Source organism: Bacteroidales bacterium, from assembly GCA_035353855.1.
GTDB lineage: Bacteria > Bacteroidota > Bacteroidia > Bacteroidales > CG2-30-32-10 > DAOQAK01.
Map to the genome: position 1 here is coordinate 39,380 of DAOQAK010000014.1, position 25,822 is coordinate 65,201.

General features: G+C 34.5%; 19 protein-coding genes and 1 tRNA gene. 10 read left to right on the forward strand and 10 right to left on the reverse strand.

Going from position 1 to position 25,822, the window contains the following annotated elements:
- The first annotated feature begins 30 nt into the window (after positions 1-30).
- Positions 31-972: a DNA/RNA non-specific endonuclease gene (locus PKK00_05115; protein ID HNW97777.1), complete on the forward strand. Its 942-nt coding sequence runs from the start codon at positions 31-33 to the stop codon at positions 970-972.
- Between the two features lie 192 nt (positions 973-1,164).
- A complete protein-coding gene (locus PKK00_05120) occupies positions 1,165-1,935 on the forward strand; it encodes a C1 family peptidase (protein ID HNW97778.1) in 771 nt (256 codons plus the stop codon).
- Between the two features lie 163 nt (positions 1,936-2,098).
- Here PKK00_05120 and PKK00_05125 read toward each other — a convergent pair.
- Positions 2,099-2,172: transfer RNA gene (locus tag PKK00_05125), tRNA-Met, on the reverse strand.
- A gap of 160 nt (positions 2,173-2,332) precedes the next feature.
- Here PKK00_05125 and PKK00_05130 point away from each other — a divergent pair.
- Together PKK00_05130 and typA are read left to right on the forward strand one after the other, a co-directional pair.
- A complete protein-coding gene (locus PKK00_05130; GenBank protein ID HNW97779.1) occupies positions 2,333-2,926 on the forward strand; it encodes an N-acetylmuramoyl-L-alanine amidase in 594 nt (197 codons plus the stop codon).
- A 162-nt stretch (positions 2,927-3,088) separates the two neighbouring features.
- Positions 3,089-4,912, forward strand: a complete 1,824-nt coding sequence (gene typA, locus PKK00_05135; GenBank protein ID HNW97780.1) for a translational GTPase TypA — start codon at positions 3,089-3,091, stop codon at positions 4,910-4,912.
- Here typA and PKK00_05140 read toward each other — a convergent pair.
- Both PKK00_05140 and PKK00_05145 read right to left on the reverse strand, forming a co-directional pair.
- A complete protein-coding gene (locus PKK00_05140; GenBank protein ID HNW97781.1) occupies positions 4,909-6,207 on the reverse strand; it encodes an MFS transporter in 1,299 nt (432 codons plus the stop codon). The genes typA and PKK00_05140 overlap by 4 nt on opposite strands.
- A gap of 92 nt (positions 6,208-6,299) precedes the next feature.
- Positions 6,300-7,508, reverse strand: a complete 1,209-nt coding sequence (locus PKK00_05145; GenBank protein ID HNW97782.1) for a geranylgeranyl reductase family protein — start codon at positions 7,506-7,508, stop codon at positions 6,300-6,302.
- Between the two features lie 255 nt (positions 7,509-7,763).
- On the opposite strand from PKK00_05145, the gene ffh reads away from it, so the two are divergent.
- The 5 genes from ffh to PKK00_05170 all read left to right on the forward strand — a co-directional run bounded on the left by ffh (position 7,764) and on the right by PKK00_05170 (position 13,566).
- Positions 7,764-9,095, forward strand: a complete 1,332-nt coding sequence (gene ffh, locus PKK00_05150) for a signal recognition particle protein (protein HNW97783.1) — start codon at positions 7,764-7,766, stop codon at positions 9,093-9,095.
- A gap of 61 nt (positions 9,096-9,156) precedes the next feature.
- Entirely contained in the window at positions 9,157-9,687 is a 531-nt protein-coding gene (locus tag PKK00_05155) for an ORF6N domain-containing protein (GenBank protein ID HNW97784.1), read from the forward strand.
- 344 nt (positions 9,688-10,031) lie between these two features.
- Entirely contained in the window at positions 10,032-10,913 is an 882-nt protein-coding gene (locus PKK00_05160; GenBank protein ID HNW97785.1) for a tetrahydrofolate dehydrogenase/cyclohydrolase catalytic domain-containing protein, read from the forward strand.
- Positions 10,914-10,980: 67 nt separating this feature from the next.
- Positions 10,981-11,598 (forward strand): 7-carboxy-7-deazaguanine synthase QueE, encoded by a 618-nt coding sequence (locus PKK00_05165; protein ID HNW97786.1) that lies wholly within the window; start codon positions 10,981-10,983, stop codon positions 11,596-11,598.
- A gap of 15 nt (positions 11,599-11,613) precedes the next feature.
- Positions 11,614-13,566, forward strand: coding sequence for an OmpA family protein (locus PKK00_05170; GenBank protein ID HNW97787.1), 1,953 nt, complete (start codon positions 11,614-11,616; stop codon positions 13,564-13,566).
- Here PKK00_05170 and PKK00_05175 read toward each other — a convergent pair.
- The 3 genes from PKK00_05175 to mutL are packed head-to-tail and all read right to left on the reverse strand — an operon-like array spanning position 13,563 to position 17,075.
- On the reverse strand, positions 13,563-14,408 hold the full coding sequence (locus tag PKK00_05175) for a rhomboid family intramembrane serine protease (GenBank protein ID HNW97788.1): 846 nt from the start codon (positions 14,406-14,408) through the stop codon (positions 13,563-13,565). The genes PKK00_05170 and PKK00_05175 overlap by 4 nt on opposite strands.
- A gap of 56 nt (positions 14,409-14,464) precedes the next feature.
- Positions 14,465-15,214, reverse strand: coding sequence for a rhomboid family intramembrane serine protease (locus tag PKK00_05180; protein ID HNW97789.1), 750 nt, complete (start codon positions 15,212-15,214; stop codon positions 14,465-14,467).
- Positions 15,215-15,224: 10 nt separating this feature from the next.
- Complete coding sequence (gene mutL / locus PKK00_05185; GenBank protein ID HNW97790.1) at positions 15,225-17,075, reverse strand: DNA mismatch repair endonuclease MutL; 1,851 nt, start codon at positions 17,073-17,075, stop codon at positions 15,225-15,227.
- Between the two features lie 132 nt (positions 17,076-17,207).
- Here mutL and PKK00_05190 point away from each other — a divergent pair, with 132 nt between their 5' ends.
- Positions 17,208-18,125, forward strand: a complete 918-nt coding sequence (locus PKK00_05190) for a 4Fe-4S cluster-binding domain-containing protein (protein ID HNW97791.1) — start codon at positions 17,208-17,210, stop codon at positions 18,123-18,125.
- A 21-nt stretch (positions 18,126-18,146) separates the two neighbouring features.
- On the opposite strand, the gene PKK00_05195 is transcribed toward PKK00_05190, so the two are convergent.
- From PKK00_05195 to PKK00_05210, 4 genes are all read right to left on the reverse strand, one after another.
- Positions 18,147-21,827 carry a hypothetical protein gene (locus tag PKK00_05195; GenBank protein ID HNW97792.1) on the reverse strand — a complete coding sequence of 1,227 codons (3,681 nt, stop codon included), beginning with the start codon at positions 21,825-21,827 and terminating at the stop codon, positions 18,147-18,149.
- 24 nt (positions 21,828-21,851) lie between these two features.
- The gene (locus PKK00_05200) at positions 21,852-22,385 is read right to left on the reverse strand and encodes a DUF4402 domain-containing protein (protein ID HNW97793.1); all 534 of its coding nucleotides are present in this window, start codon (positions 22,383-22,385) and stop codon (positions 21,852-21,854) included.
- Between the two features lie 15 nt (positions 22,386-22,400).
- Positions 22,401-24,125 (reverse strand): T9SS type A sorting domain-containing protein, encoded by a 1,725-nt coding sequence (locus tag PKK00_05205; GenBank protein ID HNW97794.1) that lies wholly within the window; start codon positions 24,123-24,125, stop codon positions 22,401-22,403.
- A 20-nt stretch (positions 24,126-24,145) separates the two neighbouring features.
- On the reverse strand, positions 24,146-25,822 hold a 1,677-nt coding region (locus PKK00_05210; protein ID HNW97795.1), incomplete at its 5' end, for a hypothetical protein.

The following is a 25,822-nucleotide window of genomic DNA, read 5'->3' on the forward strand; positions in this document are numbered from 1 at the left end:
ATATAAGATATGTTTTTGCAATTTGAAAGAATGAAAATTAACAATATTAAAAGACTAATTGTAACGAACATATTATTGAAAGTATTTTCGCTGCAATTTTCAGCAGTCTTAATAGTTTTGTTTTCTATACTTTGGCTATCTTCCTGTACAAGCCCTTCAGCAAATAATAAAGAACAAATAAATTCAAGTAATAATAGCAATAAAACAAATGCCCCAATTGATTCTCTTAAAAATATTAGTTCAGCATACATAAAAGATGTTGAGATTCCGGAAACGCAACCCGGAGAAGTTGTAATATCGCATACAGCCTATACATTATCATACAATTCAAAATTTAAACAGTCGAACTGGGTTGCATATGAGCTTACTGGTAAAGAAACAAATTCATTGTATGAAAGAGCAAATGAATTTACTGCTGATCCGAATATATCAACGGGTACAGCCAGCGATAAGGACTATAAATCTTCTGGTTATGATAAAGGGCATCTGGCGCCGGCAGCTGATATGGGGTGGTCGTCTGTAACAATGAAAGAATCATTTTTTTATAGTAATGTAAGTCCTCAGCTACCCGGCTTCAATCGTGGCATTTGGAAAGAGTTGGAAGAATTGGTGCGGACATGGGCAATTGAGAATGATACGGTTTATGTAGTTACAGGGCCTGTATTAACAAAAGACCTGCCTACAATAGGAATAGATAATGTTTCAGTACCAAAATATTTTTATAAAGTTGTTCTTGACTATTCCAATCCTGAAATTAAAGGAATAGGTTTTATTTTTCCCAATGCAAGTTCTGATAAACCATTGCAAAATTTTGCCGTAAGTATTGATAGTGTTGAAATATTTACCGGAATAAATTTTTTTCCTTTGCTTCCCGATGCGCAGGAAAATACAATTGAGAAGAATTTATGTATTACATGCTGGTCGTGGGGGAATTCAAAGAATACAAAGAAAATCAAAGTAGTGAAAAAATAATTTTATTCCATTCACGTCCCATTCCCTTATCAAAGGGGAAGGGCGTAGGATAGTGCGAGAGGGAAGGAGTAAAATATTAAAACTAAAACTGCAATTGTAAAACGTTTTTTGGAAAAGGTTGTGGAATAAAAATAATCAGATATATAATATTTAATTAAAAAATAAATTTCTTAAACTTAAATACAAAAACCTATGCCACACAAAATCTCTCGTTTCGGATGGTTGCCCGATTTACCGGATCATCGCGATTTAGTTTATTCAGCACCTAAACCAATTAAAGCAAAACTTCCTAAAAAAGTAGATTTGCGAAAATCCTGTCCCGGTATTTATGACCAGGGCGAATTGGGTAGTTGTACTGCTAACGCCATTAGCGCTGCATTTGAATTTAATTTAATGAAACAAAAAGCTAAAAGTATTTTTACTCCATCGCGCTTATTCATTTATTACAACGAACGTGTAATGGAACAAACTATTAGCGAAGATAGCGGTGCAATGATACGTGACGGGATAAAATCAATAAATAAAAAAGGTGTATGTCCTGAAAAAATGTGGCCTTACATTATTTCGAAATTTACCAAAAAACCTGATGCAAAATGTTATACTGAAGCGCTGAAACATCAGTCATTGCTGTATCAGCGTGTAACGCGCAAACTTGAGCAAATGCAGAGTTGTCTTGCCGAAGGTTATCCTTTTGTGTTTGGTTTTACCGTTTATGATGCTTTTGAAAGCAGCGCTGTTGCAAAAAGCGGCAAGCTTGATTTACCAAAACCTTCCGAAGGTGAATGTGGTGGACATGCGGTACTTGCTGTAGGGTATGACGATACTACAAAACGTTTTATAGTTCGCAACAGCTGGGGAAATAAATGGGGACAAAAAGGATATTTCACTATGCCATACGATTACCTGCTAAACGAAAACTTAGCCGATGACTTTTGGAGTGTGAGATTAGTAGAGAATGAATAATCTATTTTATCTGTATTCAAATTACTGTTGTGTGATTGTAATCTGGCGTCAATATTGGAAGTGAACCCAACATAAGTTTTATTGAATGGCTTAGAATATAAAATGTAAACAGTATATTTTATATATAAAAAAAGCAGGCTTGGGTATCCTGCTTTTTTAGTAGTAGCGAGGACGAGAGTTGAACTCGTGACCTCCGGGTTATGAATCCGACGCTCTAACCATCTGAGCTACCTCGCCATTATTTCAAATAGGGAGTGCAAAATTAAAAAAATATTCAAAGAACAAAAATATTTATCATAGAAATAAAATATAAAAGTACTTTTTATTTTTTTGTAAAATAATTTCAGATTGATAAAATGATTTAATTTGCATTCCATTCAAACTAAACACAAATAATATGAAAAAAGATTTTTTAATTATTTGGGGAGTTGCTCATTCGCCTAATGTTGCAGGAAAGCAAAGCCCCGATGGCCGCCATCATGAACCTGTATGGTCATTAAAACAATGCAAACTTCTTGATGAACAATGCAGGAAAGAGGGAATAAATTCGGCTGTTGTTCAACCTAAAAGCGATAGCCTTGCCGGTCGTGTTGCTTTTGTTCGCGAATGCGAAGCGCTGGCATCGAAATATAAAACAACTATTGTTATTCCTTTGCATAACAATGCTGCCGGTAATGGACTTTGGATGAATGCCCATGGCTGGTGCTTATATACATCGCCGGGCTACACCAGGTCGGATGTTTATGCAAAAGATTTATTCGAAAGGTTCAAAGCAAAATTACCTGAGCTTCCTGTTCGTTATAACTCGCTGAAAGAGCCCGATTTTGAAGCTGCATTTACTACATTGATGGGTTGGAATTATTATGCTGTTCTTATTGAATGGCTGTTTCAGGATAATAAAGAAGATTTGGCATTAATTGAAAACGAAAGTATTTGCGATCGCATGCGTGAAGTGCTTATTGATTTTGCCAAAGCGCAGGCTGAAGCATAAAATATTATTTATGATTTTTAAGTGAAGGCAGTTTTTGTAACTGCCTTTTTTTATCGATGTATATTTTCTTTTAGTCTTATTTGTTATACATAAGTATGGGCTTTTGTTTCTGATGTGGTTAAAAATACTACCTTTGCAAATTCTTTTAAGAAGGGATGTTATATGAGTGAAACGTTGGAAATACGGAATATTGCGATAATTGCGCACGTTGACCATGGGAAAACAACATTGGTTGACAGGATACTGCATCAGGTAAAATTATTCAGAGAGAACCAGGAAACACGTGATCTGATTCTTGATTCAAATGACCTGGAACGGGAAAGAGGAATTACTATTCTTGCAAAGAATGTATCGGTACGATATAAAGGAGTAAAAATAAATATTATTGATACTCCGGGGCACTCCGATTTTGGAGGCGAAGTAGAGAGGGTGATTAACATGTCTGATGGAGTAATATTACTGGTTGATGCTTTTGAAGGCCCAATGCCGCAAACCCGCTTTGTACTTGGTAAAGCTCTTGAGCTGGGATTAAAACCTATTGTTGTGGTTAATAAAGTTGACAAGCCGAATTGTTCTCCTGATGAAGTACAGGAAGCCGTTTTTGATCTAATGCTTAGCCTCGATGCAACTGATGAACAGCTTAATTTTCCTACAGTATTCGGTTCTTCAAAACAAGGCTGGATGTCGGCAGATTGGAAAACCCCATCAAAAGATATAAGCTATTTACTTGACACCATTGTTGAATATTTCAAACCACCGGTAAAAAAACCGGGAACTTTGCAGATGCAAATTACTTCACTGGATTATTCATCTTATGTGGGACGTATTGCTGTTGGCCGGATTTCAAGAGGTTCAATTAAAATGGGACAGCAGGTTTCGATAGTTAAGAACGATGGATCTATCGTAAAATCTCAAATCAAAGAGTTGTATCTTTTTGAAGGATTAGGAAAAGAAAAAATAAAATATGAAGTAGGCGCCGGTGAAATATGTGCAGTTCTGTGTTCCGAAGATTTTGATATTGGTGATACCATAGCTGATTTTGAAAATCCGGAAGGTATGCCTCCCATTCATGTTGACGAGCCAACAATGAGCATGATTTTTACAATTAACAATTCTCCTTTTGCGGGAAAAGAAGGGACTTTTGTTACATCACGCCATATACGCGAAAGATTATATAAAGAAACAGAAAAGAATTTAGCTTTGAAAGTTGAAGATACCGATTCGCCTGATAGGTTGGTTGTTCGTGGACGCGGTATTTTACATCTTTCAATTCTTGTTGAGACCATGCGCCGCGAGGGATACGAATTCCAACTGGGACAACCCCAGGTGATTGAAAAAATTATTGATGGTGTAAAATGTGAACCTGTTGAATCGCTTACTGTTCACGTGCTTGAGGCGTTCTCCGGAAAAGTTATTGAAATTGTATCCAGAAGAAAAGGGGATATTATCAGTATAAAAAAACATAACGACCGCATAGCTCTGAAATTCCATATTCCTGCAAGAGGGCTGATCGGATTAACAAATAGCATACTTACCGCTACCGAAGGTGAAGCAGTAATTGCTCATCGCTTTAAAGGTTATGAACCATGGAAAGGGGATATTGCCAGTCGTACCAATGGCTCTCTGATTGCTATGGAAATGGGAACAGCTATAGCGTATTCCATAAATAAATTACAGGACAGGGGAAAGTTTTTTATTGAACCTAATGATGAAGTTTATGCAGGGCAGATAGTGGGCGAGAGTTCGAGGAGCGGTGATATTGTGATAAACCTGATCAAGACAAAAAAACTTTCTAACATGCGTGCTTCCGGTTCGGATGAAAAAACTTTTATAATTCCTGCGGTAAAGTTTTCTCTTGAAGAAGCAATGGAATATATTAAAGTTGACGAATATGTTGAAGTTACTCCAAAATCTATTCGCATGAGAAAAATTATACTTGATGAAATAGAACGGAAACGTAAAAGAAACGCGGAAAGTCAGGATTAAACAATTGATTTTTTCTTATCTCTTTTTAACGACCATAGCATTACTATGATTGCTGCTGATAACAATGCGGCTCCAATTAAAAATGTAGCTGCAAATCCAAAAAGATTATAAAACAATATTCCGAGTATTGGTGCAAACAATGCCCTTTCGCCTGTAAGGGTAAGATGAATGGCCTGGTATGCATCCGCATCTTCATTTTTGCAAAAATATGCTGAGCCAATACTCCATAGAAGTCCCATGGTTGCAGCAAAAAGTCCTTGCCCAACCATATAAAAGATCAGGAAATAATATAATTTAATATCGGCAATCCAGGTATAGTAAGGGAAATATTCAGTGAACACGAGAAAAATCAGATACATCATTATCGAAAAAAATGTAATAGCTGCAAAACGGCGTGGGTCAATTTTCCCAATAAGCCTGCCAAATAAGGGAAGCAGGATGATGGCGAGAATATTATACCCGTTTTTGTAAAATGCAACACTGGTATAATTCAGTTCTAATTGGTTTGAAAAAAATAATGTGATTACACTTACCGTACTCATGAATGCAAAACCATACAACATGAATCCTATTTCAAAATGCTGGTATGGCTTGTTTTCTTTTAGTATTTTAAATATTCCTTTTACCGATTCTTTAACTGCTTCTGAAAATTTTTGATTTTGATTTGTTGCCGGTTGTTTTTGAAAACGTATGCGTGTTAAAAGGTAAACTGAATAAATGCCCAGTATAGCTGTAATTGGTAATACATACCGAAAAGAGTAATAATCATAATCGAGCAGGTAGCCATAAAGGAATGTAACTATCATCATGATGATCTTATTCCATATGGTAGCACGACTGTATAATCTTCCAAAGTGGATATGTTTATAATTGTTCTTTAATAACTGGTTAATGGAAGGATATATGATAGGATTGGCGAAATAATAAAAAAGAAAAATGATCAAAAATAAATAATGATATTCCGGTCTTGCTAAATAAACATCAGGGTTTGCAGGGAAAAAGAAAAGCAGCGCTAAAGGCAGACGTGTAACAATAGCAACTATACGAAGCATTTTTCTTTTGTTTTCAACACGTTTAAGGATTTCGTGAAAAAAAACCGCAAATATCAGCAATACGGTTGTGAGCTGAAACAATATACTTAACTGGTAATTGCTTCCTTTTATGCTGCGCACAAAAATAAATTCATTTAACGCAAGCACTCCAAGTATTATCCCTTCTATTATGGAATACCATAAATGAAGCCGGTATGTACGTCTTTCAGTAAAATTAAGCTGTTGATTGAATTCAGATGCCATAAGTTTCGGGCATCAAAGATAGGATGATAAAACCAAAATGAAGTAAAAAATTTTTAACAAAATTCCCGAAAGGGTTGAATTTTATTGATAATCTATTTTTTAATAACAAGGTTTTTGATGATTTTTTCTTTTACTTCATCGCTGTATAAGGCTTGACGTAAAAGGTTGCGGAAGGATGTATTGTTATTCGCTTTGTGAATAATAAAATCAATAAGCTTGGGAAATTTTAAAATTTTCTGGGTGGATTTGCTGATGCGCAACTCGTTCCACATTCTCCGGTAAATTTCTTTATCATAATTTTTGTTGAATGCTGACGAAAAATTATTTTCTGTAAAACATTTCAAAATATGTTCGGCTGCAATTCGTCCGCTACGTAAGGCATTGCCAACACCTTCGCCGGTAAACGGGTCAATCAGTCCGGCTGCATCGCCTGTAAGTAAAATACGTTCACCAGAGATATTTTTTTTATCCATAGCCATTGGGATAGGCCATGCTTCTATTTTATCTTCTAATCGTGCATTCCTGAAACGTGGCGAAACATTCGGATGTTCATGAATTATATCGAGCATGATTTTTTTTAAACTCTGTTTCGATTTCAATATATCGCTGTACATTAAGCCTAATCCAACATTCGCGCATTTATTTTGCATAGGGAATATCCATAAATAACAGGGAAGAATATTTTTATAAAAATGCAACTCAAGATGACCATCGTGGTGCATGCCTTCTACATTTCCGTAATAAGCCCTTATTCCAACACACAAATGTTTCTTACTTTTATGGTGTTCTGTAACAAAATGGGAAACAACTGAATTTGCACCATCGGCACCGACAAGAATTTTTGATTTGAATATTCCTGAACTTGTTGATATGGTTATGTTTTCAGGCTCTTGCTTTACCGATTCAACTTTGCAATTATTAAAATATTTTATAGATGGTGTTTCATGAATACAATCATTAAGCAACTTATCAAAAACCTGTCGCTTTACTACATATACAATAGAATTGTTATGGATGGTTTCAAATTCAAGCTGTTCGCCCGAAGGCCCGATTATCCTTACTCCTTTTGATGGTGATTTTTCTTTTAGGGCTTCAAATTTTTCTGAAAGTATTTTTGAAATTAAAGGCAATTGTTTGCTAACATCAATGCTTAACGCATCGCCGCAGATTTTTTTTCTCGGGAAGGTCGATTTATCAAGCAAAGCCACATTTAGCCCTGATTCGGCAAGGCATAATGCACATGCACTTCCCGCAGGACCTGCGCCTGCAATGATTACATCAAATATTTTTTCTGAATTCAAATTCTATTAAATGGAGTTTTGCTTTGTCAAAAATAATTAATATATATGAATGATATTTTAAAAAATTAAAAACGAATCTTTCTTTGTGAACCTTTGTGCTTTATTTCTTTGAGTTCTTCGTGGTAAAATAATTTAAAATGAAATCATTAAAATGCTTCATGAATTTCTAATAAAAATGATTCATATTAACCATTCAAACATGATAATGATTTTCAAAAATCCACTATCTTTGCCCTTTAGGAAAAATATAAGAAAATGTTTGAAAGTATAAGCGAAAAATTTGACAAAGCCTTTAAATTATTAAAAGGACAGGGAAGAATAACCGAGATCAATGTTGCCGAAACATTGAAAGATGTGCGTAAAGCATTACTCGATGCCGACGTGAATTATAAAATTGCCAAAACCTTTACCGAGCAGGTTAAAGAAAAAGCTTTAGGACAAAATGTGCTTACATCGGTTTCGCCTGCACAGTTGATGGTTAAAATCACTCACGACGAGCTGGCTTCGCTTATGGGCGGTCAGATGACGGAAGTTAACCTGAAAGGTAGTCCTGCAATTATTTTAATTGCCGGATTGCAAGGTTCGGGTAAAACAACTTTCTCGGCAAAGCTTGCCAGTTATGTGAAATCAAAGAAAGGAAGAAATCCTTTGCTGGTTGCATGCGACGTGTATCGTCCGGCTGCTATCGACCAGTTGAAAGTTCTTGGTGAACAGATAGAGGTAAAAGTATATACCGAAGAAGGCAGTAAAGACCCTGTTTCTATTGCTAAAAAATCAATAGCGCATGCACGCGAAATGGGCTATAATCCTGTAATCATCGATACAGCTGGTCGTCTGGCGATTGATGAAGAAATGATGGACGAAATTGCCAATATTAAAAAAGCAATTAATCCCCAGGAAACATTATTCGTTGTCGATTCAATGACCGGTCAGGATGCAGTGAATACAGCCAAAGCATTTAACGACCGCCTGAATTTTGAAGGCGTTGTTCTTACAAAACTCGACGGCGATACACGTGGTGGTGCTGCATTATCAATAAAATCGGTTGTTGACAAACCAATTAAATTTGTTGGTATTGGCGAAAAGCTTGATGCTATTGATGTGTTCTATCCTGAACGTATGGCCGATCGTATTCTTGGGATGGGCGATATTGTTACTCTTGTTGAAAAAGCCCAGGAACAGTTCAATGTAGAAGAAGCACAAAAACTGCAACGCAAGATACAAAAGAACCAGTTTAATTTTGATGATTTTCTTTCGCAGCTTCAGCAGATAAAAAAAATGGGAAATATGAAAGACCTTATCGGGATGATTCCCGGTATGGGCAAGGCAATGAAAGATGTGGATATTGACGATAACGCTTTTAAAAGCATTGAAGCCATTATTTATTCAATGACAAAAAAGGAACGCGAAACGCCGGAAATACTTAATGGTAGTCGCCGTAAACGAATTGCCGAAGGTAGCGGAACCGATATTGCCGAAGTAAATAAGTTGATAAAACAATTTGAAGATACACGCAAACTGATGAAAATGATGAGCGGCGGCAATAAAAGCAAAATGATGCAGATGATGCGGAATGCTAAGAGGTAAGTGAATTCAGAATGCTGAAGTGAGAATACAGAATTTTATTTTGTATGAATTTTTTTAAAAAATGTCAAAGCAATATTTACAGTTAATACCTGACGAAATAATAAGTAGTAAAATATATCTGCTCCGAAACAAAAAAGTAATGTTAGATAAAGATTTGGCAGTGCTTTACGGAGTAACAACAGGAAACTTGAATAAAGCGGTAAAAAGAAATATAATGCGTTTCCCGGATGATTTTATGTTTCAATTAACCCAACATGAATTCGAGAACTTGAAATTCCAAATTGGAATATCAAGTTGGGGAGGGACAAGAAGTTTGCCGTATGCTTTTACAGAACAGGGTGTAGCTATGCTTTCAGGAGTTTTAAATAGTGAAAAAGCCATACAGGTAAATATTCAGATCATGCGTATTTTTACAAAGATACGTGAGATGCTGGTTGAGAATTTAAATATTCGACTTGAAGTTGAGGCTATAAAAAAGAAACTATCGAATCATGATAAAAATATTGAATTAGTTTTTAGTTATCTCGATGAGCTTATTGAGAAACACGAGAAACCAAAACCAAGACAACAAATTGGTTTTAAGAAAGAATAAATATTAAAAGAGAAAAGTAATTTAGAAGTTAGAATTGAGAATGCAGAATTTTAAAATGATTAATGTTGAATGATAAATGTTTAATATGAACAAAGAGATTATTGAAATTATGAAAAGGTCAATAGTTCGTTAAGTTTTGAGATTTTTCATTCTTCGAAATGACAAAATGCAGTATTATTTTGTCATTTCGAGCAATAGCGAGAAATCTGTAATTATCTGCATTTTGTAAAAACTTAACGAACTATTAAAAAGGTAATGGTTAACAGTAAACAAAATTTATTTCACAACAAATGACCATTAATGACTATTAATAACAACATAAAAACAACAAACATTTTTTTAATATGGAATTAATTGACGGAAAAAAAATAGCAGAAGATATTAGAACCGAAATTGCAAATGAAGTTAGAAAGATGCTTGATAAGGGAATAAAAGCTCCTCATCTTGCAGCCGTTCTTGTCGGCGATGACCCTGCAAGTCATACTTACGTTGCAAATAAAGAGAAAGCCTGTAAGGAAGTTGGATTCATGTCGTCGGTATATAAATATCCTGCAACAATGTCGGAGAAAGATTTATTGGATGTGGTTGAATTTTTAAATAATGATGATGAGATTGATGGATTCATTGTTCAGGTGCCACTTCCCAAACATATCAATCCTGAAAAAGTTATACGTGCTATAAAACCAGAAAAAGATGTTGACGGATTTCATCCTGTGAATATTGGTAACATGGTTTTAAATCTTCCGGGGCACATTCCTGCTACACCTTATGGGATTATGCAGTTAATTAAACGCGCAGGAATTGAAACCGAAGGTAAACATTGCGTGGTTGTTGGTCGTAGTAATAATGTAGGAACACCTGTTAGTATTTTACTTTCAAGGAATAATAATGAAGCAAACTGTACAGTAACATTGTGCCATAGTAAAACAAAGAATATAAAAGAGATTTGTGCTGGTGCTGATATACTTATTGCTGCTATTGGTAAAATGGAATTTATAAAAGCCGATATGGTTAAAGATGGCGCAGTAGTTATTGATGTTGGGATACACAGGGTTGAATCTTCGGAAACAAAATCAGGATTCCGTTTAAAAGGTGATGTGGCATTTAATGAAGTTTCAAAAAAATGCAGCAGAATTACTCCGGTGCCCGGTGGAGTAGGCCCAATGACAATTGTAGGATTGTTAATGAACACGTTAAGAGCTGCAAAAAAAGAAGTGTATATTTAAATATTTCTTTCCGATATTCTTTTATTTATTTAAGGGAGCTTGTTTATTGATGACTGAAAAAAATGAAATGGATTTATTAAATGAAGGAAGAATGCTTCCGGTGATGGAAGAATTTTATTCGCTGCAGGGCGAAGGGTATCATACAGGAAAAGCTGCTTATTTTATAAGAATTGGTGGATGTGATGTAGGTTGCAGTTGGTGCGATGTAAAAGAATCGTGGAATGCCGAACTCCATCCATTGGTTGATGTAACTCAGGTAGTGAAAAATGCTTTGACCTGTAAAGCTGATGCAGCTGTAATTACAGGAGGCGAGCCAATGAATTATAACCTTGATTTTTTTTGTAATGAATTGAAAAAAAATAATATTCAAACATTTCTTGAAACCAGTGGAACACAGCCTTTGAGCGGTAACTGGGACTGGATATGTTTTTCGCCTAAAAGAAATTCTGTGATTATTCCCGGGTATTATAATAAAGCGGATGAACTTAAAGTTATTATTGAAGATGAAACTGATTTTATCTGGGCAGAAGAAAATGCTGTAAAAATGAAAAATAAATCACATCTTTTTTTGCAACCTGAATGGCGTAACAGGAAAGAAATGATAAATAAAATTGTCAATTATATTCTTGTAAACCCAAAATGGTGTATTTCGCTTCAGTCACATAAATATATGAATATTCCATAATAAAATCTTCTTCTGATGAAACACAGTTTTATAATATATATCTTTCTTGTTACACTAATAGTGTCATGTAAAGCGCAGAACACATCTTATAAGTACACCACCAAATCCGACAAAGCTATTAAGGCATACGAAAAAGCAGCAAAATATTATGATACCTACGATAATGACAATGCGTTAAAATCGCTTGATGAAGCTGTAAAAGCAGATGCTAAGTTTATTGAAGCATACATGATGATGGGCGATTTGTATTCCGATAAAAAAGAATATGAAAAAGCAACAGCTTCTTATAAAAAGGCTATAGATATCGACTCTGCTTTTTTCCCGAATAACTTTATGAATGCGGGTTTTAATGCATATTTAGGCGGTCAGTATGTTGATGCAAAAAAATATCTTCAGAGTTTTATTAATTCAAAAAAAGGTAATGTTATAAATGTGAAGCGTGCAGAATATGCTATTAAGTCATGTAATTTTGCAATAGATGCTTATAATAATCCTGTTCCTTTTAAGCCGGTAAATATGGGCGATAGCATCAATACCGAATTGAGCGAGTACCTTCCTTCTCTTACTGCCGATGAAAAAACGCTGGTTATAACCCGTAAGATACCTAAAGAAAATTATTCCATGGAAATGGGAAACAAAGAACAGGAAGATTTTTATATCAGTTACAGAACCGATAGTATTTGGCATAAAGCTTTTGATATGGGTATACCTATAAATACCTTAGGGAATGAAGGTGCACAGTGCATTGCTCCTGATGGAAAGAGCATGTATTTTACTTCTTGCAATAAGCCCGATGGATATGGCAGTTGCGATTTATATGTCTCGTTAAAAAATGGCGACAGATGGGGTGTCCCCAAAAATATGGGTATTGTTGTAAATTCCGAAAGATGGGATTCACAACCTTCTATTTCTTCTGATGGTAAAAATCTTTATTTTACAAGCGCCCGTGCCGGGGGAAAAGATATGGATATTTGGATGACTACAAAAAGCGAAAGTGGAGTCTGGGGAAAACCTGTAAGGCTTAGCGATTCAATAAATACCAATGGAGGAGAAATGGCACCGTTCATCCACCCCGATAATAAAACCTTATATTTTTCTTCCAATGGTCATATGGGATTAGGTGGATATGATATTTTTTATTCAAGGAAAGATACTGCCGGCAACTGGACAAAGCCTGTAAATATTGGATATCCTATAAACACGAGCGCTGATGAAAGCTACCTGATTGTAAATTCAAAAGGCGATAAAGCATATTTTGCTTCCGATACAAAAGGTGGTAAAGGGGGGTTCGATATTTATTATTTTGAATTATATAAAGCTGCAAGACCGAGCGCTGTTACATATATGAAAGGTTCTGTGTATAACAGCCTTTCGAAAGATAAGCTGAAAGCTAAGTTTGAACTGATCGATTTGAAAACAGGAAAGACCGTTATTGAATCATTTTCTGATTCTGTAAAAGGTGAATTTTTAGTTTGTTTACCTTCGGAAAACGACTATGCGCTTAATGTTTCAAAAGATGGTTATTTATTTTATTCTGAAAATTTTAATTTAACAGGCGATCATTCTAAACTGGATCCTTACCTGAAAGATATACCGTTACAGCCTATCAAAAAAGGAGAAACGGTTGTTCTGAAAAATATTTTCTTTGATACGGATAAATTTGATTTAAAGTCGGAATCAACTGCTGAGCTTGAAAAACTTTTTGGTCTTTTAAATAAAAACCCGAAAATGAAAATTGAGATCTGCGGACACACCGATAATATTGGTGATGATAAATACAATCAAACCCTTTCCGAAAACCGTGCAAAAGCCGTTTATGAATACCTGGTTACACATGGTATTGCCAAAGAAAGATTAACATATAAAGGTTATGGGGAAACGGTTCCTATTGATACAAATAATACAGAAGAAGGTCGTGCCAACAACCGCAGAACAGAATTTAAAGTAATGGATTTTCTGATGAATTAATTTTTATTACTTGTAGAAAATAAAAATTCTTTTTCTTCTTTTGTTAAACTATCGTAACCGTTTTTAGAAATCTTATCAAGGATAGCATCTATCTTCTGTTGTTTTTCTGCTCTTATCCTATTATACTCATCATCGTTAACGGGGCGTTGCTTTTTATATTCAACACGAAGTTTAGGTTTGGGTTTAAAAATATTTGTAAAGAATTTTTTTACCGGGTTTAAAAACAAGAAAAGATTTTTATTTTTTCTGATTGAAAGAATATAAATAAATCCCCATAATGCTCCGCCTAAATGAGCTATATGTCCGCCGGGGTTTTCTTTTTCTATACTTAATATATCCATTAGCACAAGAGCCATTGCGATATATTTCATTTTAATTTTACCGAAAAGGAATAAGATAACGGAATAATCAGGAATATAAACAGCAATAGCAACCAGTATAGCTAACACAGAAGCGGATGCTCCAAGCGCCATAGATGTTTTGGTAATCTCGCTGAACATAGGAAAATAATTGAATGCAAGAATATATACTGCCGCACCTGCAATCCCTCCTAAAATATAAGTGGTGAGTAATTTTTTACCGCCAAGAAACTGTTGGAACAGTGAGCCTCCGAAGTACAGCATTATCATGTTGAACAGGATGTGCATAAAATCTTCATGCAGGAACATGTATGTGAAAATGGTCCACGGTTTTTGAAGCAGGCTTTCAGGATTGGAAGGAACGGCAAACCAATCAGTAAACAGCGAATGTGTGTGTGGTATTTGGTAAAGTGATAAAATTAAACTGGAAATGTTTGCAAGAATATAAACGATGACATTTATCAAAATCAGTCTCGACAGCATATTACGGCTGAGAAAGAATTTCTTGAATTCGTCTAAAAAGTTCCTGTTGTACATGATCAGAAAAACTTATTTTTGATTCGCTTGTTCCAGAATATAATAAGTAAGAATCCGAATAGCATACCGCCAAGGTGTGCGAAATGAGCTACGTTATCACCACCACTGTTACTTACCCCAAAAAATAATTCCATGGCTCCGTAAAGAATTACAAACCATTTGGCTTTAATAGGTATGGCAAAGTAGATATATATTAATGAATTCGGGAACATCATTCCGAATGCAAGCAATAAACCGAATACCGCACCTGATGCACCTATGGTAGGTGTATGATATAGTATGTTTAAGTTTGCTGCATCAGGGTTAATGAAATTTTTTCCTTCTTGTAAATATTTATAACCATTCGTTAAAACATCACTAATTATCTCTGGTGGTAAATTAGCCTGGGCCGTTCTGATTTGAAAATAATTTACGCCCATTTGTATAAGAATAGCTCCCAGTCCTGTAATGAAATAATAAGTCATAAATCTTTTAGGTCCCCAGTAGTTTTCTAATACATTGCCAAACATCCATAGTGCAAACATGTTGAAAAAAATATGACTGAAATTAGCATGCATGAACATGTAGGTAATAAGTTGATAGGGATGGAAAAGGGGAGAACCGAAATAATGCATTCCCATTTTTTCTGTAAGATCAATACCGAATGCAGCGCCAATTCCAAGCGTAGCAAGGAAAAACAGTGCATTGATAATTAATAGATTTTTAACTACCGGTGGAAGTATCCTGAATCCTGTGGGCTGAAATTGTTGCATAATATTTTTTTTAATGTAGTTTCTTTTCCATTTCAGAAAAAGGGATTATATAAAATGTATTTTTCCCATCGGCAGTTTTATCGGGCGATGGGAAAGCAAAAAGCTGGTCAATTAAATTTTGCATTTCTTCTTGTTGTAGTATTTTCCCATGCTTTATGGATAAACTTTTTGCGAGAGCTTTAGCAATAAAAATATTTTTTTCATCGGTCGGAACATTGCCGGTGATTTTATATTGTTCAAGCAAGTTTTCAAGTATTTGTTTCGTGTTGCATTCCTGGAGGTCAGCAGGGATGCCGTTTATAACGTATGAACTTGGTCCGAATTCATCAATATCAAAACCAATGGCTTTAATGTCGTGTATGATTTCTTTTATCAGCATTGAATCGGAAGCATTAAATTCAATGACCTCTGGGAATAGCTGCTGTTGTTTTATTTGAAAGTTGTTATTATTTAAATGTGCAATAAAATGTTCGAATAAGATTTTTTCGTGGGCGTTTTGCTGATCAACAATCATGATGCCCGTTTTCAATTGCGTAATAATATACGCTGCATTGACCTGAATGAATTGTTTTCGTTTTACTTCAGGAATGATATTGTTTTTATCAGTATCTACGCTATTTTTATCCTCTCTGCTTTTTTCGGAATGATCTATTTTAAGCTGAATATTCTCATCTGTGGGATAAATTTTTTCCCAGTTATCTTTATTCGTTTTATTGATGAAGCCTGATGAAGAGAATGAAATATCTTTCTTGTTTTTTTCAAAAGGGTTATAATCGGGATTGATTTTAATTGTTGGAGGTTTTACCATTTCTCCTTTTTTCAAAGGAAGGATATCAATACTTTTTTCAATATCAAAATCAATGCTGTCGATACTGAATTTCCCGAGCGATTGCTTTGCCGCAGCTTTTATTATCGCATAAATACTTTTTTCATCAAGGAATTTGATTTCGGTTTTTGTAGGATGAATATTGATGTCGATTTCTTTTGTGTCAATATCGATGAAAAGGAAATAGGATGGATATGAGTTTTCAGGCAAAAGTTCTTCAAAGGCCGTAACCACAGCATGATTAAGATATGCATTTTTTATAAAACGGTTATTAACAAAGAAAAACTGTTCTCCCTTGGTTTTTTTTGAATGTTCTGCCTTGCCTACATATCCTGATATTTTACAGATACTGGTTTCGGCATTTACAGCAAGCAAACGTTGATTGTAATTGTTGCCAAAAATATTTATTATTCGTTGCATTAGCGAAGAAGCAGGTAGGCGATGCATTTCACTATTGTTATGATACATGTCAAAAGCAATATTATGAAAAGGCAGAGCAACTCTATAAAATTCATTAAGGATATGGCTGGTTTCAACAGCATTACTTTTTAGAAAATTTCTCCTGGCCGGAACATTATAAAAAAGGTTTTTTACTGAAATGCTAGTGCCTTCGCTGCATTGACAGGCTTCCTGGCTGATGACTTCCGAACCTTCAATGAAAATATTCGTTCCTATGTTATCGTCAATTCTTTTTGTTTTAAGTTCAACCTGTGCAATAGCTGCAATAGAGGCAAGGGCTTCGCCGCGAAATCCCATGGTTCTTATATTAAAAAGATCGGAAGCATTTTTTATTTTTGAAGTAGCATGACGTTCAAAGCTAAGCCGGGCATCGGTCTCCGACATTCCGCAACCGTTATCATTAATTTGAATCAGTGTTTTTCCTGCATCTTTTATAATAAGTTTTATTTGCGTAGCGCCGGCATCAATAGCGTTTTCAAGCAATTCTTTAACAGCTGATGCAGGACGTTGAACTACTTCACCGGCTGCTATCTGGTTTGCAACATTATCGGGCAAAAGATGAATGATGTCAGGCATTTAATAAAATTAATGAGTTTACGGTCAAATCAAATATTATTCCCGGTATTGAAAAATACTTTTTATGCTGTCAAAATTACCGATTATTTTCTGAACTTTGCCTTAAATATTTTAAACAAATAATAACATTCAATGTTTGATGAATTAACAGATTGTATGCTTTGTCCGCGCGAGTGTCATGCAGACAGGGTTAATGGAAAGCCGGGTTATTGTAAAAGCGATGACGGTAGCAATATTGGTTCAGTATGTATACATATGGGTGAAGAACCTGTAATATGCGGGGAAAAAGGAATTTGTAATGTGTTTTTCACACATTGCAATTTACAATGCATATACTGTCAGAATTTCCAGATAAGCTGTAATTCAATAAACATGGTAGGTACAGGCTTGCAATTCAGCGATGCAATGGATAAAATAATAAAGATACTTGATAAGGGTATAAATTTATTGGGATTTGTTTCGCCTTCACATTGTATTCCTCAGATAAAATATATCATTGAAAAATTAAGGAATACAGGAAGAAACCCGGTAATTGTATACAATTCCAATGCGTATGATAAAGTAGACACTTTAAAAAATATTGAAGAATATGTTGATGTATATTTACCCGATTTTAAATATTCCGATAAACAATTAGCAAAAGAACTTTCTGATGTTCCTGATTACCCTGAAAAAGCTATTGCTGCAATAAAAGAAATGGTAAGACAAAAAGGAACATCAATCCGTTTGAATGAGCATAAACAAGTTGAATCGGGTGTAATAATCAGGCATCTTGTTTTACCCGGGTATGTTGATAACAGTGTAAATGCATTAAAAATATTATCTGAAGAAATATCTCCATTACTTCATATCTCCCTGATGTCGCAATATTTTCCAACACCTAATGTGAAAAATAATTTGAACCTTGGTAGGAAATTAAATCCTGACGAATACCAAATGGTTGTTGAAGCACTTGATTTATATGGCTTTCACAGGGGGTGGATTCAGGATATGGAAAGCAGCGAACATTACAAACCTGATTTTGATAATGAGCATCCTTTTAATGAATGATAAAATTGCGCTGAATAAGGATTAATGGTTGTAATATATTTTCTTTGCTTCCTTGTATGAAATCTTTTTTCCGCTGTAGTATCCCACTATATAAGCATCTTTAAATCCGAGCTTGTTCAGGTTTTCTTTGTGAACGCTAACATCAAGCAGATTATAAAATTTACCACTGCTAATCCTGTATTGATTATTGAATTTTTCTACAATAAAGTCAGGGTTGGTAATAGTGGTAAATTTAGTTACATCGGGTTTTTTATAAACACCTATCTGAACTGTAAAGAATAAGCCTTTAACAGTAGCCGGGTCAGTTGTGGTTTTAATGAATTTATTTAAATTTTCCGCTTTAACACTATCGCTTAATACAATTTCTTTAGGTTTATTTTTGTTTTCCGGTTTTGTTTCATTATTTGTTTTCGTTTCGGTAGCTGGTTTAGTTACTGTATTTGGTTTTACTGCATTGGGCTTAGTTATATTATTTGCATTATTATCCATTACAGATGTGTTGATGTTCTGCGTTAATTTATTATTTGAAGGAGCAGTTGTATTCGCGTTTTTAGAAATATTCACAGAAAGGCTTTTAATAACCTGTTCAATTTCTTTAAGGTCTTTTTTATTTTTAACCCCGGTTTCCTGTATAATCAGGTAAATTAAATTATTGGTACACGAATTAATAAATGCAGAATCAATTTTAGGATTTGTTGCATTTTCACGTTTTTCTAACTGCTTGGCAATATTTGCAGCTTTATTTGAGCCTATCGTTAATTTGATAGCATCAGCTTTAAGAGAATCGGATTTACTTAGTATACTTTGTTTTTGAGCAGCATCAGTTATTTTTTTAGAATCATCAATAAGTTTTTTTGAATTGGTTTCTTTTGCTTCAGCCAGTGTTTTATATTTGTCGGAAATAATAACGGCTATCTTTCTAAGTTTTGCAAGATTATCAAGGTACTGTTGTAAATCTTTTGATTGTATATTGTTTGATTCTGTTTTTGTAGATACCACATTTTCTTTAGGTGCATGTATTACATTCGTTGCATTTTCTTTGGTATTATTTTCAATAGGATAATCCTTTTCATCCGAAATAACATCTTTACTATAAATTGATTTAAGAATGAAATTCAAATTATAAACCAGGTCTCCATTTTTATAACTTATAATGTCAAACGGGATCATGGAAGGAATAGAAGTTAATTCCAGTTTATTCATTTGTGTTGTATCAACCTGTGCGATATATGAACCCGGAGGAAATCCGAGGTAGTTGAAATAACCGTCATCTTCTGTAAGTACTGTTTTAAAAAGGCTTGAATCTTTCTCATTCAGGAAATTTACTTTTATACGGCCTATGCCTTTCTTTGATTTATACTTGTATTGATATACATTTCCAGATACTTCACCATAAACGTAAACAGGTATTTCAACTATTTTAAGCTGGTTAGGTTCTGTTTCAATACAAATATTTTTATTTTTCACCTGCCATGAAATATTTTCAAAACTATAGTTGTCAATTTCAATAAAATATTTTGTGTAAGGCTCTATCTCCAGTATTCGAATGGTTGAGTCTTTTAAATTATTTATTATTCGTCCGCCATTAGCCCTAACGTTAAGGTCAGTAACTTTTGGTTCATCCTTATCGTGAATACCATTGCAATTAATATCAAGGAATGCAACAATGACTATTCCGGCTTTACCAACGAAATTACGATTACTAAAAATTGGATACTTTATTTTTTTATTATAAACCAAACTTCCATTGGCCGATTGTTGAGTAATAATGGATTTATTGCTTACAGCAGACGTTACACCGGTTTCTGCATATGGAAAAACATAACGTATTCCTACTTGAAGATAGCTTAATTTATTACTTATATTTCTTAAGAAAGATATGCTCAGATAATTATTTTCCAGGAAACGTTTTTCTAAAGTTCCTTTATAAAAAATTATTGAATTATCATTGTAACGATATTCAACCTGTGGAGTAAAAATAAATTTTTTAGGGAGGTTGAAAGATAAGGATAGGTTGCTGTAGATATAAGGATTCTTGGGCATTGATAGTACTGCATATGTATTCAGGCTAACACTGAATTTTCTAAAAACTGAAGAAAGAAGTAATTCGGTTGTGGTATAATTTACAGAACTAAATACCATTTGATTAAATGATAGTCTTGAGTATATGCGGAATCGTTTATTTCCTATAGGCATTGATATAATTGCCCGGCGTTCCTCTATTTGAGAATAATCTATTGCTTTTTGTCCTTTTTTATATTTGATATAATTTAATTCAAAACGTAATTTGGAACGAAAATTAAAACTTAGAATATTTTTTGATCTTACTCCGTATGTGTATTCACTTGAGATAAGCAGATCTTTAAATAACCTAATAGACGTATTAAAAAAAGGCATTTTTGTACCCGTGGTAACGGAAGAAAGATATTCAAAACCACCTCCAACAGATATACGATTACTTAATCCATAATTTAACGTTAAACGTGAAAATTTGCTTGTTGAAGTATCTTCAATGATTCCACCGCTAACGGAATATTGTAATGTATGAAGGGGCGTAAAAGAAAAAGGGATAGTTAAGTTTTTTTCGCGTGAGGTTTCTTCTCCGTAAGGTCCATAAAAGCGTAGTTTAATAGAAGTATTTCCATAAACAAGCGGGATATTAAAAATAAAGAAACCTGAAGCATCTGCTTTGGTATAATCTATTAAAACATCGTTAACATAAAGCTCAACCATCCAGTTAGGGTTTGTCTGGTCGCTAAGGATATATGTTCCGTATGAACGGTCATAGGTTGTAGGTATGTTCGTAAGCTGTAGTCCAATAACCGGTGAGTATATTGTTGAAGTTAACTGAGGGTTAATTCTTCCGATCTGTACTTGTTTAATAATTTTTTTATCGTTATTGACATAGCGCCATAAGTAGTATTGATGTTTTTCGGAAAAAGGCATATAGTTATAATAATTCATATCTATTTTGGTTTCTCCGCCGGCTATGGTAGCTCCTAATGTTAGATTAAGCCGGTTATTGCTCTTCATGTCTGTTTCCTGTTGTGAGATGGCAGCCCAGTCTAATGCACCAAATTTGAAAAACGGGTAATTGCGTTTAATAGTTGTATCACTTACTATAGTTCCGGAAATTTTATTGATATTTTTACGCATCTGCTCCTGCCTGATTTCCCTGATAATTGGCAGATCAAGTTTTGTGTTTAATGTAACAGTAAGAGAACGTAAATTAAACGTACATTCCAGCCCGAAAACTTTCCCGAAATAATCTGATTTTAAAAACAGGTTCGTTTCAGTTAACATAAAATCAGTGGAAGATAAAATAAAAGTTTTACCCTGGTATTTAATTATATTTTGTGCTTTATTAATATTAAACGAATCTTCTTGTGTTAACAAGTATCCTGTGATTGATTCAAAACCTGGAGTTGGGTTATTTTTTATTTTCAAAAAATTAAAAATATCAACTGCGGGTAAGTATAAAGTAGTTCCACGAATGATTACAGGGATTTCGGTACTGCCAACCTGGGGTACGTTGAATGTTACCATTACCTCATCGTATTCAGGTTCTACATCATCAGCAAATATTTTATTTGGAAATAGAATGATAAAAAATATAAAAAAGGGTATAAGATATTTTAAAACAATATCATTAAAATATGCTTGGCTTTTATTAATACAATATGATTTTTTGCCTTTTGTCATATTTCTTCATTGGAGCAAAATTATTTATTCCTGATAAAAGATTACTGAAAATGTACCTATATAGGTTCCTGATGGATTATCTAAATTATTGCCAACAGATAAAATCCCACCAATAAAAAATTGTGTTTCTTCTGTTGGAACTACATATGGTGTATTTGGGTAAATGCTATTTAGCTCAAGTTCCATTGAATGCCCTGTTATTTCATCTACTAATGAGATTTTTGATCCTAATGTAAGATTTATTACTGTGCCTGGGTTTATATCAACTTCAAAAATTGCAGGGTAATATAAATATCCCAAATTCAGTAAAATTATGTCACCAGAACTTGAACGCACACCATATGGGTCGATAGTGACTGAGCCTCCAGCAATACCTTGTGCAAATGCACCAAAACTCATATCCCTTATTTTAGTTACAATCATAGGTGCAGGAGGATTTTCAGGCTGAGCATAGGAATTTATAAAATCAGTAAATATGAAAATAAAAAACAAAATCAAAAAAGGTAATAATTTCTGATTCAATATTTTTTTTGGTATTTCAACTTTATTATTGCTCATTTATATATTTCAAAATTATTTATCACTTATAAATATTTTTTTCGAATATTTATATTCTGTAGACTGAAGAGTTATAATATATACACCACGATTTATATTCACATCTATCTCATGATAACCATTTCCATTAAGCTCTTCTTTATATACTGTTTGTCCTAATAAATTACTTACTAACAGATTTCCTGTTTCATTATTTTGTAAATTCAGGTAAACAAATAATTTATTATTGTTGCCATACGCAAAGAATTTTTCATCAGTAGTTGGAAAATATTGCAGGTCTTTTTTACTGAATACTATATAAAAGCGATTTTCATATTCACCGCCTTTTAAATATAAGTGGCATTCCTGCTCATCATGTAAATTATAATACCCGGTTTTTGTGTCGTATAGATAAACGTGAATATCCGATGGCATTTCATAAATATCTTTTGCTTTAAATAAAACCCATCCGTCACTTTCAGTCGTAATGCCAAGTGGTACGGTAGTTAAAGAATCAGCAGGGTAGGGCATTGAACAGATGCTTAACTGTGCTGCGTCAGGTGTTGCAACATACAGGTTCGGAATAAGATCATCGCTGTTAAATATTTTTAAAGCATCATAATCTTTTTCAAAATTCATTGAAGCCGAATTGTTAAAATAAATAACAACAGGATCAGTATATGAAGCATTATCTTTAAAGTATGCTATTAGCCTAAGCAGAGGAATATCTTGTTTTAATTCTTTTTTATGAAAACTTGGTGCAAGGTCATTTATTCTTACTTCGTTTGAAAATCCAAGAGTTGCCGAAACAGGAAAGGTACCATTGCTTACATGAACAAATACTCCCTGCATTGAAGGAATAATACTATTTACAATTCCGTCGCTCGAAACGCCATTGATATATGTACTATATGTTCCTTTATATTGGTTAGTAGTTCCTGCATTAAAAAAATATAAAGCATCATCAATATTTGTTTTGGTCCAGCCGGAAGATGCATCCCAGTCAATAGGAGAGGGGTATGGATTGCCAACTAAATTAAAACCTTTCGTGTAGGTTTTATTATTATTGTATAGCGTGGTTTGCAGATCACCATTATTCACTTCACCTTTAATATCAAATGTTACAGGTGATGATACCGCGCCAAAATTTACAGAATAACCTTCCATCGGATTAAGAATACCAGATGTATTTATATAGCTTATCCATCCGGAATTTATCTGACTTTCATCATAACGATATAAGGTAGCAAAAGAAACTCCTAAATCGATATCATCTGAAAGTTCATTTACAGTTGCCGATTGGAAAGGTGAACTTAAATATTTATATCCAAAACCTGATGCAAGATAGCGTTGCATGATGATATTTCCCAACACATCTCCACTTCCGCTTCCATCAATCATCGCCGTTTTTGATGCAGTTGAAAGCAGGGTAATGTTCCCATCGGCATTCAATGTTCCGTTGCTAAGAAGAATCCCTTTTACAGAATGTCCTGAAGTAGTTACTGTTGTTGTACTTCCTGAAGACACCGTAATATTATTGAAAGAAGTTGATGATGTTCCGTCAATTTCCTGTGTATTGCCTGAAAAAACAACAGTACCGGTATTATCGGTATAAGTACCATCATTAATAAAATTACCTTTTGAAATGAAATTATTTGTATTCACAATAGTTACTCCGGAATTAATAATAGTATTTTGCCCGAATGAAAATCCTGGTAATATGTATAAAAACAGATAATATATTTTTAATTTTATTTTCACAATTTTTATATAATAAATTATTATTTAATTATTGTTACTTTAAAAGTGTCATATGCAGGGTCTTGAGCAGTATTATTGTTATAATTATTAAATCTTACAGTTACAGTATTTGCTGCAGATACCCATGCAGTATAACAGGTATTAGCAATTGCTGCAGAATTAGGAACACCAATAGCTACAACATCTCCTACAGTTGCACCTGTAACTGTTATAGTTAAATCAGATGATGATAGTTTGTCAGTTTTCGGAAAATCCAATGCAGCAGAAGCTGATAATAATAATGGTGTTGATACAAAATTAGTTCCGTCAGATACCAGAAGGTTGCCTTTAGTACCAGCTGTTGCAGGATAAGTAGCAGTACTCCAAGTAGGAGAGCTTGCGCCTGCTGATTGTAATATTTGTCCAGTAGAACCTGCTGCTGAAAAGTTATAAGCAGATCCATTACCATATGCAATACCTCCATTTGTTGGATTAGCTGTAGAGTTAGTTCCTCCATTAGCAATAGAAAGAGTAGCTATTGAAGTAAGATTCTTACTTGCATCTGTAAGTACCACACTTGATGCATTTAATTTAGGAAAATTTATATTATTTAAACTATTTCCAATAGTAACATTACCAGTAGATGTACCTGTATTAATATTTGTGTTAAAATTGGAACTTACATTTAAGCTTATATCAGCACCTGTTGCAGTAAATCCTTTGCTTGCAGTTAACAAACCGGCAGATGTTATAGTACCTGTACCCGAAGTAGAAATATTACCTGAAGTAGTTATTTCATCACCGGAATTAGCCGTTGAAAGCGTAGTTCCTGTACGTGACCAATAACCAAGTATTCCTGAAGTAGGCGCTGTACTTGTAAGATTTTTAGATGCATCAGTATAAATGCCTGAAGAAGCTGCTAATCCGGATAAATTAAGCCCTGTAAATGATGGTGAAGCTCCTGTATGAATATTTTGGGGTAGAGATAATTGAATAGTTCCAGAGCCGTTAGCTACTGATACCTGATTTGAAGTACCTGTTAAAGTAGAAAGAGAATAATTTGTCCCATTACCTATTAGTAATTCACCATTATTTGGCGTAGTTCCCAATGCTGTCCCTCCATTAGTAATAGGTAATATATTTGTAACTTTTGTAGTGAGGTCTATTGAGCCAGCGAGCATTGCATTGGTAACTTTACCTGCTCCGATTGCAGTAACTCCGGAATTATTAATAGTTACATCACCGCTCATTGCAACATCAGTTGGTAAATTGCTACTATTGCCAACTAAAATATGTGAATCTGTTAATGATGCTACAGAACCTGTTGCTCCTGTAGCACCAGTTATACCCTGAGCGCCTGTTTCACCGGTAGCGCCGGTAGCACCAACATTACCAGTATCGCCCTTGTCGCCTTTATCACCAGTAGCGCCTGTTGCACCAGTAGCACCGTCTACGCCATTATTTCCAGTAGCACCAGTGGCTCCATCTATACCATTATTTCCAGTAGCTCCCGTTGCACCAGTAGCACCGTCTATACCGTTATTTCCTGTAGCTCCAGTAGCTCCAACATTACCAGTATCACCTTTGTCACCTTTATCACCAGTGGCGCCTGTTGCTCCAGTGGCACCGTCTATACCATTATTTCCAGTGGCTCCCGTTGCACCAGTGGCACCGTCTATACCATTATTTCCAGTGGCTCCCGTTGCACCAGTGGCACC